The organism is Pseudoalteromonas sp. BSi20652, from assembly GCF_000239855.1.
Lineage (GTDB): Bacteria > Pseudomonadota > Gammaproteobacteria > Enterobacterales > Alteromonadaceae > Pseudoalteromonas.
The window spans coordinates 1-15,289 of sequence record NZ_BADT01000082.1 but is presented as its reverse complement, the minus strand read 5'-3'; the positions used below and the strand labels follow the sequence as shown (position 1 = coordinate 15,289).

Here is a 15,289-nt window from a genome sequence, read left to right as displayed (position 1 = left end):
AATAAGAAAAATAACTATATACCTAAATTTTCGGCCAATAAAGAGTAAATGTACTGCCAAGCATTCCATCGGAGGTTACTTCAATTTTGCCACCATAATTAGTGATTATTTTTTTCGCTACGCAAAGCCCAATACCACTGCCTTCGACATCATCACGAGATTGCAAAGTTTGAAATAATTTAAAAATGAGTGAAAAATATTTAGGATCTATACCCGGACCATTATCTGTTATTTCAATAATATAATAGTGATCACTGGGAAGAAGAGAAATATTTATAACACGATGCTCTTTATTATTATGTTTTATTGCATTACAAATAATATGTTGAAAAACTATCTTAAAAGGAAGCGTAGGTAAATTCAACAATGTGTTATTAGCATTTATAACAGCGGTGACCGTTTCAGGAATCTCTAAAATTTCTGCAATATCGCGGTAAGTTTTTTCTAAAGACAGGTTTGAAACAGTTGAGTCACAGCTGTTTATTTTTGAGTAGCTTAATAAATCTTGTAATAATACCTGCATTCTATTCGTGCGATTAATGACTAATTGAAAGTTTTCTAGATGTTCTTTAGGAAGTAAATGTTTACAATCATCAGAGATCCACTCTAATAAACGCTTGATTGCATTCAATGGAGACTTTAGGTCGTGTGAAGCAATACTTGTAAACTCATCTAGTTCACTATTCGCTTTTTGCAGTTTAATAATTAGATTTTCTTTTTCAGTTATGTCTCTACAGACGCCTAAAATATAGCGTTTTCCAAAATCATCTTCAAAACGCTGCTTTATTGTTTCTACAATAATGTGTGAACCATTAGGGAAATGTAAGTTTTCTACTATTTTACTAATGCCACAATCTAACGCAATTTGGTCTTGGGCTAAAAATATTTTAGCTTCTTCATCGTCGTAATTTTCAAGCGTAGTAAAGCCGATTATTTTGTTTTGCATTTTTTTAGGGTAAACACTTTTAAATGCATCATTTATATATATAAATTTAAAGTCTTCATCTTTTATAAAAATAAAATCTCTATTTAGTTTTGAGATAGTTGAATGAAATGCTAAATCTTTTGCTTGTTCAAATAGAGTATTTCGTTGCGCTAATTGAGTAACAATGTTTTTTTGTAATGTATTTAATATTTTTGTTTCTTTTTTAGTTAATAAAGAATTGCTCTTTCGCTCAAACACTAACCAGCCAAATTTAAGGTTTGATGGTAAAAAAATAGGTAACACCACCTTAAACGTTTTTAAATTTGCATTTAATGAATCACCTGAAGTACCTAATGATTCACTTTCAATAACAATTTCAGTGAGTATGTCACTTAGCAAGTCATCTTTGGTAAGCGTTATTTCTGAACCGTGTTGGCATAATTCAACTGGTTTTTGAGGCGTTTGCATAACAATAGAGGAGGCTCTAGCATCAAAAATATTTAATACCAGCTCTGTTATGTTGTTTAAGTTTGTTCGAATATCCTTATCGAAAAAAGCATCCATTGTTTTTACATTTTTTAATGATATGTCCCCGACATAACTTTCTTCATTATGCATTAATAACCCTTTAATATTAACGGCCCAAGCTTTTATAACGGTAGCTAGTGTAACAATCTATTAACTTAGTGTAGTCGATTTTTTTAATATGTTTAAATTATTTATTTATATAAATTAGTATCTAAATTAAGGTCTTACTCTATTTTAGGTAATGTATTTGAGTCATAGTTTTAGTTATTGCAAACATGTTTGAGGTATTTAATTGTATGCCCACAGGTTTATCTAAATGCTTGTGTTTGTTTAGTTACAACGAGATTTTTCCAACTAATTTATTAATAATAGCTAGATGAGGCAGATGTTTTGAGAGCATTTCTCTGAAGATTAATAGCTGTAACGTGTGGTCAATAAAGTAGGGGGGTATTTAATGAACACTAACCTATTTATTCGAATCTTTCTTGGTATATTAACTTTTCTGGTGTGCTATAAATAAATCACAGCATTCTTATATGCTTTTTTAGGTGTTTGACTAAAATTAGTGATAGGTAAAACCTATCTACATGTTAGGAATAAACAGTTTCATTTATAGCAAGTAATAAGTAATAGTGTTGTTAAAGACACATCGTACTTGATGTGAACAATAAATTATTTCATTCTAAAGTAGGAAAAATTATCTATGTCTAATAGTAAGTGTCCAGTAATGCATGGCGGCGCTACATCAACTGATGCAAATAAGGTTTGGTGGCCAAAAGCGCTAAATCTAGACATTCTTCATCAATATGATACAAAAACAAATCCATTAGAAGAAGATTTTGATTATCGTGAAGCTGTAAAATCGCTTGACGTTGAAGCGCTAAAAAAAGATATGCTGGCATTAATGACAGACAGCCAGCCTTGGTGGCCAGCTGACTGGGGTCACTATGGTGGACTAATGATTCGCATGACTTGGCATTCAGCAGGTACTTACCGCATTTCAGATGGTCGTGGTGGCGCAGCATCGGGTAGCCAACGTTTTGCCCCTTTAAACTCTTGGCCTGATAATGCAAACCTTGATAAAGCACGCCGCTTACTTTGGCCAATCAAGAAAAAATATGGCAATAAACTCAGCTGGGCAGATTTAATCGCGTATGCCGGTACTATGGCTTATGAGTCAATGGGCTTACAAACATTTGGTTTTGCTTTTGGTCGAGAAGACATTTGGCACCCAGAAAAAGATATCTACTGGGGTTCAGAAAGAGAATGGCTAGCACCAAGTGGCAGTGAAGGGTCTCGCTATTCTGGCGAGCGTGACTTAGAAAATCCGTTAGCTGCAGTAATGATGGGCCTTATTTACGTTAATCCAGAGGGCGTAGACGGCAAATCAGATCCACAAAAAACAGCCAATGATATACGCGTTACTTTTGAACGTATGGCAATGAACGACGAAGAAACCGTTGCTTTAACCGCCGGTGGACATACTGTAGGTAAAGCCCATGGTAATGGTGACGTTTCGCAAATTGAGGCAGACCCTGAAGGTGGTGAATTAGAAGATCAAGGTTTTGGTTGGTTAAATAAAACTAAACGAGGCATTGGCCGAGACACGGTAACAAGCGGTATAGAGGGGGCGTGGACCTCTAACCCTACAAAATGGGATAATGGTTTCTTTGATCTGTTACTTAATTATGATTGGGAATTGAAAAAAAGCCCAGCGGGTGCAACACAATGGGAGCCAATCAATCTCCCAGAAGATAAAAAGCCAGTTGACGTTGAAGATTTAACAACACGACACAGCCCAATGATGACTGATGCCGACATGGCAATGAAAGTAGATCCTGCGTACCGTAAAATTTCAGAGAAATTTGCGCAAGACCAAGACTACTTTTCAGAAGTATTTGCACGTGCATGGTTTAAATTGACTCACCGTGATTTAGGCCCAAAAACACGCTACATTGGTCCAGATGTACCTAAAGAAGAGCTAATTTGGCAAGATCCTATACCAGCTGGGAACACAAGTTACGATGTTGATGCCGTTAAAGCTAAAATTGCAGCAACTGATTTAACACTAAGTGAGCTTGTTACTACCGCATGGGATAGTGCAAGAACTTACCGTGGTTCGGATAAACGTGGTGGCGCAAATGGCGCTCGTATTCGTCTTGCACCTCAAAAAGATTGGGAAGGTAATGAGCCTGTGCGTTTAGCTAAAGTACTAACAATTCTTGAAGCTATCGCTAATGAGACCGGTGCAAGCATTGCAGATGTAATTGTTTTAGCTGGTAATGTGGGTATTGAAAAATCGGCTGAAGCAGCAGGTTTTAAAGTAACAGTGCCGTTCTTGGCTGGTCGTGGTGATGCAACAGCAGAGATGACTGATAATGAGTCATTTGCAGTACTTGAACCTGTTCATGATGGTTTCCGTAACTGGCAAAAGCAGCACTACACAGTAACACCAGAAGAAATGTTACTTGACCGTACTCAATTGATGGGTTTAACAGCGCCAGAAATGACAGTACTTATTGGCGGTATGCGTGTTATTGGTACTAACTACGCTGGGACTAAACATGGCGTATTTACAGATAACGAGGGCGCATTAACTAACGACTTTTTTGTTAACTTAACTGATATGAGCAACTCATGGGTGCCAACTGGTCGTAACTCTTATGAGATTCAAGATACAGCGACAAAGGCGGTTAAGTGGACTGCGACAAGAGCTGACTTGGTATTTGGTTCTAACTCAATACTTCGTTCGTACGCTGAAGTTTATGCACAAGACGATAACAAAGAAAAATTTGTTAAAGACTTTGTTGCTGCATGGGCAAAAGTTATGAATGCAGATCGCTTCGACCTAGTTTAATTAAATTAGACCTTCATGGTGTTAAGTATTACAGCATGGAGATGTTTGATAAAACGTTGTTTATATAAAACATAAATCCAGATGCGTATCACGCATCTGGATTTATTGTTTAGGCAATATTATTTTAAAAATTGAAGATAGTAACTGTAATTTAATCATTAAAATTACATGTACTCATCATCTCATACAGTAATTTTGAGCATTAACTGCGTTTAATTTACTAAATTATCTTACCCAAAGCTCAGGTTGAATACTATTTATCAACTCAACCTAACTCGATCTTTACTTTAATTAATCATTTAATGCCACAATTTCTTTTGCAACGCTGTACAAGGTTTTATGCGTATTCATAGCTTGTTTTTGCAGCTGTTTATGGGCTTGTTCTTCACTTATTTTTAGCTGTTCAATAAGTAGGTATTTTGCTTGGTGAATAATTTTTTGCTCACTAATTACCTTTTTAGCATCAATTAGGGCTTGGTTAATTAGTTTAATATGCTGGCTTTGATCAATGATTAAATCGTACATACTTTTATTACTGTTAAGCTTATCAACAGCGACATTGGGTTGTATTTCGGGATCAGGTTGTTTAATCGCTAATTGACCCACGATAGGTGCGATTTGTTGTTCGTTTATGGTATTAAGCACTTTTTTATTGGTATTTAAATTACGTTGGGCACAAGCTATTTGCATTGCAGCTGTATCAATTAAGTTATCAGCAATGTTTTGCTCTATTTTATGCATTATATCAATGCGAGTAGTCGTTACCTCATACCATACCTCGCTAAGTTGTGAGAGCGGTTGAGCGTTCTCATCATCAAGCTTTTGCAATAAACTTCTAAGTTGTTCTACCTGATTATTAACCTGATGCGTTGTTAGCGTGGCATAACACTTTAATAAATGTTCATCAGCGTATTCATAAAAAAAGTCAAAACTATGGTTTTGTTCTTGCACAAAATGTGCAAGTTGTTGCTTTTGTTCTATTGTAAATTTACTTGCAGCAAAGGCCTGTGCACCGCATGCGCGCTCTTGTCCTGCGTATTCTTTACCTTGCATAAAATTAAAAAATGCCACCAGTAACCGTGTTACTTTAGGATCACTTGCACCATCTGCAGCCTCTAAAATAATATTAAGCAAATTTGTTATTAGTTGTGTAAATGATTGCGTGGCATGCACGGCGCTAATATTTTGTTGTGCTATTTGATTGCGCAATAATGGTAATGCATCAAGAGATTGTAAGCTATGCGCAATTAAATTAAATAATCGAGTATGACCGGTATCAGCATTATCATTGATGTAAGTTTGTTTGAGTGAATCATAAAATGCGGTTTGCGCATCGTAACTTATGTGAATTTGCTGCTGGAGTTGTGTTTTAAATCGTTCTCGGTTTGAGGCTAAAAATATATTACTCATTGCGCGCTCTTTTTGTAACTGATGTACAAAGTCGCCTAATCTAGTAAGCGAGGCACAACTGTTTTGCAATTGCTTTAGCGCGTGTATTTCTTGATACTTAGCCGCTAATAAAAACTGTTTTGTGAGAGGATTGCTTGTCGCCATTGATAGTATTCCACACTTTTTTGTTTTTAAAGTGCAACCACTGTTCCAATCATTAATAAATTTCATGATTGAATTTAAAATCAATATAAAACAATAGCTTGAATTTTAAGCTTGGTACCTCATCATGTTTATATAACTAAAATTTCAGTTGTTTTTAACTTTTTTGGTGCATTAAATTGCAATGTTGCACCTAGATTAAAAACAAAAAAGCGCCTACTCCTGGGGAGGTAGTAAGCGCGAAAAGTGCATTATTCATTTTGTATCATGCGTTAACATTTACACTGTTTAGTAACTCTGGGCTGATAGCCATTTTATGATTTATTACTTCGCCAATCATAATTAGGGTAGGACCTTGAAGGTTGTTTTTAGCATGCTCATTTACTACCTGTTCAAGCGTACTGGTAATTACTTTTTGCTTAGTGGTAGTGGCATTCTCTATTAGTGCAATGGGTGTATTACTTGGCCAGCCCACTGATTGCAAACCGCTGCTTAGCGCTTGTAAGCGCGAAAGCCCCATATAAACCACTAAAGTGGGGTTGTTGTTTCCAGGCATAAACGCGTAATTTTGCCAATGAGGTTGCTTGTTAGGATCGGCAAACTGCGCCGTTAAAAACGTAACGCTGCGTGCTACATCGCGTGCAGTGAGCGGAATACCCGTATAAGCGGACGTAGCACAAGCCGTTGTGACACCCGGCACAATAGCAAAATTAATATTATGCTTAGTAAGCGCATCGGCTTCTTCGTTAATACGTGCAAATATACTCGGATCGCCTCCTTTTAAACGCACTACGTTTAAGCCTTGTTGCGCGTATTTAACCAGTAGTTCGCATATGTTAGCTTGGGTCATCGAATGCTTACCCGCACGTTTACCTACAAATACACGCTGCGCTTTTTTAGGTAGCGTTTTTAATAAATCATCGCTTACTAACCAATCGTATAAAACAACATCGGCTGTATTAATTAGTCGCTGCGCTTTTACCGTAATTAGCTCTGCGTCTCCTGGGCCCGCACCAATTATATAAACATTGCCGCTTTTAGCACTGCGATCATTTGAGCTTGTTAGCTTAGCAACAAGCTTATTTAGCCACGCGTTTTCAATACCCGAAAAATAAGACAATACACTCATACTATTCCCCTAAGCTACAGCTGTTGTAACTTTTGGTTCAGCGCTTATAAATACACTGCCGTCTTCAATTTTTGCATTAAAAACCGGTAAGTGTATTGCTTCTGCTTCTAAACATTCGCCTGTTTCTAGGCAAAAGTGTTGCTTATATAAAGGCGATGCGACAACTAATTTATTGTCGATTGAGCCAATAATGCCACGCGATAATACATTGGCTTTGCCAATAGGGTCGTAGTTGCTAATGGCAAACACAGCCGTTGGGTTTTGCGGAATATAAAAAATAGCCACTTGCTGATTATTAACTAATGCGCATACGCCGCTATTAGCTACTAGGTTGTCGATTGTTCCAATATTATGCCAAGACATCAGCTTGCTCCTCTTTAACTTCCATTACTGGAATACGGTTTTGTGTATTACGTTGCTCACGTTTTTCGGCTTCTGTAGCTGGGCGAATTTGGTTACGTTCTTGCACAAACAAAATGTTGTCGTCGGTTTCGGGGCTATTAACAAACTGGCGGAATCGTTTGGCTGCATCTGGGCTTTCTATCGCTTTTTTCCACTCACACGCATAGGTTTGTGTAATTAATTCCATTTGCGCTTCTAGCTCGTCGCAAATGCCTAAGCTGTCATCAATGACTACGCTTTTAAGGTAGTCTAAACCGCCTTCAAGGTTTTCCATCCATACCGACGTACGCTGTAATTTGTCAGCCGTTTTGATGTAAAACATAATTACGCGGTCAATGTATTTAATCAGTGTTGGCGTGTCTAAATCGGTTGCAAATAAATCAGCATGGCGAGGGCGCATACCGCCATTACCACACACATATAAGTTCCAGCCGTTTTCGGTGGCTATAATGCCAATATCTTTACTTTGTGCTTCGGCGCATTCGCGAGTACAACCCGATACCGCCATTTTAAATTTATGCGGTGCACGTAACCCTTTGTAGCGATTTTCTATTTCTATTGCGTGTCCAACGCTGTCTTGCACACCATAACGACACCACGTACTACCCACACACGATTTAACGGTTCTAAGAGACTTACCATAGGCATGTCCTGTTTCAAATCCGGCTTCGATAAGTCGCTCCCAAATAACAGGAAGCTCTTCTAAGCGTGCACCAAATAAATCAATACGCTGACCGCCAGTGACTTTACAGTACAGGTTAAAGTCTTTGGCTACTTGTCCAATTACAATGAGTTTGTCGGGCGTTATTTCGCCGCCAGCAATACGCGGTACTACAGAGTACGAACCATCTTTTTGCATATTTGCGAGGTACGTATCGTTTGTGTCTTGCAAGCCAACATGGGCGGGCTCTAAAATAAAGTCGTTCCACGTTGAGGCTAAAATAGAGCCAATGGCAGGTTTACATATTTCACAGCCATGACCGCTGCCGTGTTTTGTTAGTAAATCATCAAATGTTTTAATGCTTTCTACTTTTACCATGTGCAGTAGTTCTTGGCGTGAATACGCAAAGTGCTCACATACATGGTTGTTTACTTCAACACCACGACTCGCTAATTCGTTATCAACAACTGATTTTAGTAACGCGGCACAACCACCACAGCCGCTTGCTGCTTTAGTGCATGATTTTACCGAGGCTAAATCGCATGAGCCGCCATCAATTTCACCTATAATGTCGCCTTTACTCACATTGTGACACGAACAAATAGTGGCGGTGTCGGGTAGGGCACTGCCCGATAACGACGGCGCGCCGCCGCTATCTGGTAAAATTAAACACTCAGGGTTTTCTGGTAAATCCATGTCGTTAAGCATGTACTGCAATAAAGTATCGTAGTCGCTGGTATCGCCAACTAGTACAGCGCCCAGTAATTTATCGCCTTTTTCACTTAGTATGATTTTTTTATAACAGCCACGAATAGCGTCTTGGTATATAAGCTCTTTACAGTTGGGCGTTTTTGCGTGAGCGTCGCCAATTGATCCTACCTCTACGCCTAACAGCTTAAGTTTTGTGCTCATATCAGCACCTAAAAACTCAAGCTCGCCGCCACTTAATTGGCTCGCTGCAACGCGCGCCATGTTGTAACCCGGTGCAACTAAACCAAATAGTTTTTTGTCCCACAAAGCACATTCGCCGATGGCTAAAATATCCGGATCTGATGTTTGGCATTGGTTATTAATAATAATACCGCCGCGCTCACCGAGCTCTAAATCAGCAATTTTGCCAAGCTGATCGTACGGGCGAATACCAGCAGAGAACAAAATCAGATCTGTTTCTAAAAATGACTCGTCCGAAAAATTTAATCTAAAGCGACTCGTTTCGCCTTTTACTATTTCGCTGGTTGCTTTTGATGTGTGTACTGTTACGCCGAGTTTTTCTATTTTATTTTTTAGTAGCGTACCGCCTTGTCCATCAAGCTGAACTGCCATAAGCTGCGGTGCAAATTCAACTACGTGGGTATCAAGTCCTAGTTGCTTAATGGCGTTTGCAGCTTCAAGCCCTAACAAACCACCACCAATAACAACACCGCTTTTACTTACAGCGGCACTGGCTTTTATTTGTTCTAAATCTTCTAATGTGCGATACACCAAACAATGGGGTTGGTCGTTACCTTTTATAGGCGGCACAAACGGGAACGACCCTGTCGCGAGTACAAGTTTGTCGTACGGGTATTGCTCACCCGTTAGCGTAGTGACTATTTTTGCAGCTCTATCAATGCCTTCAACCCACTGGCTGGTATGTACATTAATATTAAGCTGTTTATAGTTGTCGTGAGTGGTAAGTGCTAAATCGGCAGCGGTTTTGCCATCAAATACACTTGATAAGTACACGCGATCGTATGCAAGATTTGCTTCTCCGCAAAGTACTGTAATGTCTGCGTTGGCATCGCTTTGGCGCATTTGCTCAACAAAGTGGTGTCCGACCATACCATTACCAATAATGAGTATTTTTTGCGAGGTTTGCATAGGGCATTCCTTAAAGTGACGGTTTAAATACAATTAACAAAAAAGCCCGCCACAAATATGCATAATGCATAACTGTATGCGGGCTTCTTTGCCGATGGTTGCTAATCGCTTTTGTGCTAACAACCTAAATTTTTGCCGTAAGTAAAATGGGCTTGTTAATAGAACATTTGCAAAAACACAGCCAGTTTTTTTAAGTTATTGTTTAAATAGTATTTAATGTGTTTTTAGAGTGAGGATAAAACCTATTTTGTAATATGTTGGTGCGCACCGGGCACTAAGAGGGTGCAAGTATTGTCATTGTTTTGTGCATTATCAGTCAATAAAACGCCCATTATCATTCATTGTGTATTGAGTTAAATTTAACCCATAAAATACGCACATAAATTTACGGGCAAAATGGTAAACACAAACTCAATAGATGCTTCACCTTTTCATGAAGGCGAGCTGGCAATACAAGACAAACTCGGTAAACGAGAAATAATGGCAACGTTTGGCAAACGTGCCGTGCGCTCATTTATGCCAAAGCAGCATCAAGCCTTTTTTGAGCAGTTACCATTTGTGGTTGCAGGCAGTGTTGATGAAAACGCCGATGTGTGGGTATCTATTGTTTCAGGGCAGCCTGGCTTTTTAAGCTCACCCACACCCACGTCGTTATTAATGACCCACGCGGTTGATAAAAACGACCCCTTACATGGCACGTTAAATATTGCCGGCTCGCCAATTGGTTTATTAGGCATTGAGCTAAATACGCGTAGGCGTAACCGTTTAAATGTGCGCGTAGGTGAGGCAATTAGTAATAATAAAGTGAGTTTTAGTGTTGATCAATCCTTTGGAAATTGCCCGCAGTATATTCAAACGCGCGACTTAACGTTTAATAGAGATCCTTTAGTTAAAAGTAATGCGGTACAAAAAGTTGAATTTAATACACTTGATAACGCAGCCAGTACGTTAATTGACACCACCGATACATTTTTTGTTTCGAGCTTTATAACGGCAAAAAACAATCCAAAAATTGAAGGGGTTGATGTTTCTCACCGTGGTGGGTTGCCGGGTTTTGTAAAGCGAGAAGGCAATACATTAACGATTCCTGATTACGCAGGTAACAATTTTTTAATACCTTGGGTAACTTTTATTAAACCCAAAAGCAGGTTTGTTATTTCCTGATTTTGACACGGGTAATGTATTAATGCTTACCGGCAGTGTTGAAATTTTATGGGACGGGCACCCAGAGCTTGAAGGCTTTATTGGCGCAGACCGAGGCTGGAAATTTAACCTCACTAAAGGAATGTGGCTTAAAAACTTACTCCCGTTTAGTGCTAAATTTGATGCTTATTCCCCTAATACTAAAATGACGGGCACGTGGCTTGAGGCTGATAAAAACAAACAAGCCAAAAAACTAAAACATACTTGGCAGCCTTTAAAAGTAACCAAAATAATTAAAGAAAGTAATGTAATTACCTCCTTTTATTTAGAAGGGCATAACAATACAACCTTGTTACCGTTTAAAGCTGGGCAGCATTTAACTGTGCAAATACCAAGTAAAAGTCGTAGCAATAGTAATAGCAATAACAGTAATAGCAAACCTGTTATTAGAACCTACACCGTGTCATCGAGCCCGCATGAACTATTTTATCGGTTATCGATTAAAAAAGAGCTAAATGGCGAGGTGTCTAACTACTTTCATAATAACGTAAAAGTAGGTGACGTTATTTTAGCTAAATACCCACAAGGGCAATTTTTTATTGACTCAACCAATACTAAACCAGCGGTACTCATTGGTGGCGGAATAGGTATTACACCTATGATCTCAATGGCTAAACATATTGCCAATGAAGGGTTAAGAACCCGTTATACTCGCCCGTTGCATATTTTTCACAGTGCTAAAAATAAACAGCAGCGTGCGTTTTATAACGAGCTAAAAACACTTGCAGACACGAGTGGCGGCGCAATTGATTACTACTCACTTTTATCTCAGCCTGAGCTTGATGAAAAGCAAGGCGGTGGCTCTAATTTAAAAGATGAGAGCTTTGATTTAAAAGGGCGCATAAATGCGGATGTGTTTAGGTACTATTCACCACTTGATGATTACGAGTTCTTTTTATGCGGACCTGATGCGTTTATGCAACACGTATATAACGAACTGTTATTGCTCGGTGTGCAGGACAAAAACATATTTGCTGAAGCATTTGGGCCCTCCATTATTAAGCCCCAAGTGCTTAACACAAACGAAGCACCTAATAAAAGCAAAGAGATTAGCACTGAGGAAGCCGACAACACCGTGATTAAATTCAGTAAATCGGGCTTTGAACAACGCTGGAATAAAGGCGATAACACTATACTTAATGTAGCCGAATCCCATGGTTTAGAACCTGAATTTGGCTGTCGAAACGGCAGCTGCGGCAGTTGCGCCGTAAAAATAAACGCAGGCGCCGTAGTGTATCGCAATAACGTAAGCTACCCAGTAGAGACAGGGCAGGCGCTAATTTGCTGCGCCGTACCTGCTAAAGGCGTGGAGATACTTGATTTAGAGCTGTAGGTTAAAATTGCACTTGAGGTGTAAAAATTCGCGAAGCTCAAAATGGAATTAATACTGTTTTAGGTAATGACTATTTAGCTATCCGATTATGTATTTTTATTGGTAGGGTTTTCTTGAAAATACTGTGCATACAATACATCAGCAAAATCATTTTCACTAATTTCACCGATAACTAAATCTTTTACAGCATCAGCTATTAAATCGTTATCGCTAGTTAATTCGTATTCATTCAATGACAAATACTCTAGACCAACAACTAGCCCTGTTCGTTTATTTGCGTCAGGTAATGCATGAGCTATAGCTATACTTGCTGTATATTTAGCTGCTATTTCAAATACATCATCCAATCCATCGTAGATAATTGCATTATCTATTCGCCCTAAAGCACCCTGTAATTTAGGAATGTCGACAGCACCTTTCATACCGGGTTCACTTTCTAAAATAAAAGCATTAATTTCAACAACCCTTTCAAATGGAAAGCAAATTATTTCCATTACATATGAGCCAATTTAGTAAATGTTTTTCTGTGTGTTCTTATAGCTAGTTTAGCTTCAGATTTTACAATTTGCTTACCTGATTCCCCAGATAAATCTAAAATTTTAGTTGCTTTAATCTTAGGTCTAGCAACTGCTGAAACGCCGTAAGCTTCTACTTTTTTATTCATCACAATCACCTTTTGATAACGTATTAAGTTGAGTATACATCTATATTATGAAAGAGAACATGGCAAGGTTGTAGAATAACTCTAACAGCGAAAATTAATTAAAAAATGAGCTTATGAAATAATCTCTAAGTTTTTAAACGTGTAAATAGTACATTTGAAACTTATAAAAAAAGCACGATGACTTCTATTAAAACATTAGTAAGCTTTTATCACTGGGCAAGTAAACTTACTTTTGTTTCAGGCATTGTGATACCGCCATACATTTCGCGAAGCTCTGAGTGCTCTCCCATATTTATTCCTACCGCGAAATTTTAGATATCTTCTAACTGCTCTATCAGAAAGAATTCCCCTTATTTTCACATGAAATTTCTCACAGTATTATTCGCATAGATTTGTATCAAATAATTGAATTAATAGTTGTCTGCCAGTCAAAATATCAGCCTATTCACTTACACTAAATTTCAGATTTAATTTCAACAAACACAAAAAAGAGGCTTAATAGCCTCTTTTAAAACAGTATTAAAAACTTAAAACTAAGCGAGTAAACCTGCTTTTGTTTCAGGCATTGCTATAAAGCCGTCAAGTTTACGAACGTTGTTTAACCATCTTAAAATATTTGGGTATTGCTCAAGCGATACGCCGCCCTCTGGTGCGTGTGCTATGTACGAAAAGTTGGCAATGTCGGCAATAGTAGGCTGTGTGCCTACTAAGTACTCGCGATTTTGTAAGTACGCATCCATTGTTTTAAATAATGTGTGGGCAATGTTTATCGCGTTTTGATGATCAAGCTCTGCGCCAAATACCGTAACTAAACGCGCCGAACACGGACCTGAAGCCACAAGTCCTGCAGCAACGCTCAACCAGCGCTGAATGTGTGCTTGAACAGTAATATCTTCAGGGTACCAGGTTCTGTTAGCATCAAATTTTTGTGCTAAGTACACTAAAATAGCGTTTGAATCGTTAATAATGTCGTCGTTGTTTTTAAGTACCGGTACTTGTCCAAAAATATTCATTTTTAGAAAGTCAGCGTGCTTTTGCGCGCCGTCTTGCAGTGCAACATCAACCATATTTACATCAAGCTTTAAAAGCGATGTAAATAGCTCTGCACGATGAGAATGACCAGATAAAGTAAAACGGTATAGCGTTAGGTTGCTCATGGGTTGTCCTGTTTTTAATTTTGAATAGTGATTTTTAATAACGCTATTCTTTCACTATTATCAGTTTTGAAAAACCAAGCTAGTAAGGAATAAATGTCAATGCTATATTGACAATCATGGATACTATTATTGGCATTAAAACAATCATCGCGGTTGTTGAAACAGGCTCTTTTACAGCCGCAGGCGACAGACTAGGGCTTTCAAAGGCGCTGGTTAGTAAATATGTGGGCATTGTAGAGCAAGACTTAGGGGTTAGATTATTTAACCGCTCCACGCGTAGAATTTCGATTACCGAAGCGGGGCAAAGTTATTACGCAAGCGTAGTGCCGGTAATTGAAAGCTATAGCGAAATGCTCGATAACTTATCGGGTCAAACAGCCCTTGCCAGCGGCAAGCTTCGGGTGAGTGCACCGGTGTCGTTTGGCGAATCAAACCTTGCGCCGTTAATGCCTGAATTACTGAGCCGATACCCTGATTTAAGTATTGATTTAGTGCTTTCAGACAAAACAATTGATTTGCTTGAAGAGGGGGTTGATTTAGCAATTAGAATTGGCAGTGTGTCTGACTCTAATTTAATTGCGAGGCAAATTACCAGTTACCCCTTAATTTTATGTGCATCAGTCGATTATATTCAGCGTTTTGGTGCACCAGCGAATGTTGACGAGCTTGAACAACACGCCACGGTGATTGATAGCAACTTTAAAATAGGTCGCCATTGGCCTCTAGTTTCACCTAGTGGCGAGGCATTAACGGCAAGCGTGAATTCGCGTGTTTCGGTTAATAATCCGCAAGCTGTAAAAGAGGTGGTTGTAGCGGGTGGCGGTATTGGCTTAATCCCTGAAATAGTGGTGAGAGATGATATTGCATCGGGCAAGCTTGTACAGGTTATGCAAGGTTATAAAACCTTTGAGTTTGGTTTATTTGCTATTTATCCGCATAGAAAGTTTGTGGCTCAAAAGGTTACGTCGTTTATTCAGTTTTTATTTGAAAAGTTTGAAGCTAAGCCAAAAACAAAAAAG

12 protein-coding genes are annotated in these 15,289 nt (G+C 38.6%); 4 read left to right on the top strand and 8 right to left on the bottom strand.

The window, feature by feature from the left end; translation table 11 throughout:
* Positions 1-22 precede the first annotated feature (22 nt).
* Positions 23-1,543, bottom strand: coding sequence for an ATP-binding protein (locus P20652_RS11495; RefSeq protein WP_008167779.1), 1,521 nt, complete (start codon positions 1,541-1,543; stop codon positions 23-25).
* 613 nt (positions 1,544-2,156) lie between these two features.
* Here P20652_RS11495 and katG point away from each other — a divergent pair.
* A complete protein-coding gene (gene katG / locus P20652_RS11500; RefSeq protein WP_008167778.1) occupies positions 2,157-4,310 on the top strand; it encodes a catalase/peroxidase HPI in 2,154 nt (717 codons plus the stop codon).
* 291 nt (positions 4,311-4,601) lie between these two features.
* Here the strand turns inward: katG and P20652_RS11505 are convergent, their stop codons facing one another.
* From P20652_RS11505 to nirB, 4 genes are all read right to left on the bottom strand, one after another.
* The gene (locus tag P20652_RS11505; RefSeq protein WP_008167776.1) at positions 4,602-5,864 is read right to left on the bottom strand and encodes a nitrate- and nitrite sensing domain-containing protein; all 1,263 of its coding nucleotides are present in this window, start codon (positions 5,862-5,864) and stop codon (positions 4,602-4,604) included.
* Positions 5,865-6,126: 262 nt separating this feature from the next.
* On the bottom strand, positions 6,127-6,990 hold the full coding sequence (gene cobA, locus P20652_RS11510) for a uroporphyrinogen-III C-methyltransferase (protein WP_008167774.1): 864 nt from the start codon (positions 6,988-6,990) through the stop codon (positions 6,127-6,129).
* 9 nt (positions 6,991-6,999) lie between these two features.
* Positions 7,000-7,353 carry a nitrite reductase small subunit NirD gene (gene nirD, locus P20652_RS11515; protein ID WP_008167772.1) on the bottom strand — a complete coding sequence of 118 codons (354 nt, stop codon included), beginning with the start codon at positions 7,351-7,353 and terminating at the stop codon, positions 7,000-7,002.
* On the bottom strand, positions 7,340-9,913 hold the full coding sequence (gene nirB / locus P20652_RS11520) for a nitrite reductase large subunit NirB (protein WP_008167769.1): 2,574 nt from the start codon (positions 9,911-9,913) through the stop codon (positions 7,340-7,342). Before nirB ends, nirD begins: the two co-directional genes overlap by 14 nt.
* A gap of 396 nt (positions 9,914-10,309) precedes the next feature.
* On the opposite strand from nirB, the gene P20652_RS20820 reads away from it, so the two are divergent.
* Together P20652_RS20820 and P20652_RS20815 are read left to right on the top strand one after the other, a co-directional pair.
* Positions 10,310-11,077 (top strand): hypothetical protein, encoded by a 768-nt coding sequence (locus P20652_RS20820; protein ID WP_008167767.1) that lies wholly within the window; start codon positions 10,310-10,312, stop codon positions 11,075-11,077.
* Positions 11,064-12,449, top strand: a complete 1,386-nt coding sequence (locus tag P20652_RS20815) for a 2Fe-2S iron-sulfur cluster-binding protein (RefSeq protein ID WP_008167766.1) — start codon at positions 11,064-11,066, stop codon at positions 12,447-12,449. Before P20652_RS20820 ends, P20652_RS20815 begins: the two co-directional genes overlap by 14 nt.
* Positions 12,450-12,535: 86 nt before the next feature.
* On the opposite strand, the gene P20652_RS11525 is transcribed toward P20652_RS20815, so the two are convergent.
* The 3 genes from P20652_RS11525 to P20652_RS11535 all read right to left on the bottom strand — a co-directional run bounded on the left by P20652_RS11525 (position 12,536) and on the right by P20652_RS11535 (position 14,270).
* Positions 12,536-12,943, bottom strand: a complete 408-nt coding sequence (locus P20652_RS11525; protein ID WP_008167765.1) for a type II toxin-antitoxin system death-on-curing family toxin — start codon at positions 12,941-12,943, stop codon at positions 12,536-12,538.
* A complete protein-coding gene (locus P20652_RS11530) occupies positions 12,943-13,113 on the bottom strand; it encodes a hypothetical protein (RefSeq protein WP_007375222.1) in 171 nt (56 codons plus the stop codon). Before P20652_RS11530 ends, P20652_RS11525 begins: the two co-directional genes overlap by 1 nt.
* 533 nt (positions 13,114-13,646) lie before the next feature.
* Positions 13,647-14,270 carry a glutathione S-transferase gene (locus tag P20652_RS11535; RefSeq protein WP_008167764.1) on the bottom strand — a complete coding sequence of 208 codons (624 nt, stop codon included), beginning with the start codon at positions 14,268-14,270 and terminating at the stop codon, positions 13,647-13,649.
* 116 nt (positions 14,271-14,386) lie between these two features.
* On the opposite strand from P20652_RS11535, the gene P20652_RS17860 reads away from it, so the two are divergent.
* Positions 14,387-15,289: LysR family transcriptional regulator (locus P20652_RS17860; protein ID WP_050548200.1), on the top strand; the 903-nt coding region annotated here is incomplete at its 3' end.

Coding starts and splice junctions, on each gene's coding strand:
- nirD (WP_008167772.1), bottom strand. CDS start 7,353: ATGTCTTGGCATAATATTGGAACAATCGACAACCTAGTAGCTAATAGC.
- P20652_RS11505 (WP_008167776.1), bottom strand. CDS start 5,864: ATGGCGACAAGCAATCCTCTCACAAAACAGTTTTTATTAGCGGCTAAG.
- katG (WP_008167778.1), top strand. CDS start 2,157: ATGTCTAATAGTAAGTGTCCAGTAATGCATGGCGGCGCTACATCAACT.
- P20652_RS11525 (WP_008167765.1), bottom strand. CDS start 12,943: ATGGAAATAATTTGCTTTCCATTTGAAAGGGTTGTTGAAATTAATGCT.
- cobA (WP_008167774.1), bottom strand. CDS start 6,990: ATGAGTGTATTGTCTTATTTTTCGGGTATTGAAAACGCGTGGCTAAAT.
- nirB (WP_008167769.1), bottom strand. CDS start 9,913: ATGCAAACCTCGCAAAAAATACTCATTATTGGTAATGGTATGGTCGGA.
- P20652_RS11535 (WP_008167764.1), bottom strand. CDS start 14,270: ATGAGCAACCTAACGCTATACCGTTTTACTTTATCTGGTCATTCTCAT.
- P20652_RS11495 (WP_008167779.1), bottom strand. CDS start 1,543: ATGCATAATGAAGAAAGTTATGTCGGGGACATATCATTAAAAAATGTA.
- P20652_RS20820 (WP_008167767.1), top strand. CDS start 10,310: ATGGTAAACACAAACTCAATAGATGCTTCACCTTTTCATGAAGGCGAG.
- P20652_RS11530 (WP_007375222.1), bottom strand. CDS start 13,113: ATGAATAAAAAAGTAGAAGCTTACGGCGTTTCAGCAGTTGCTAGACCT.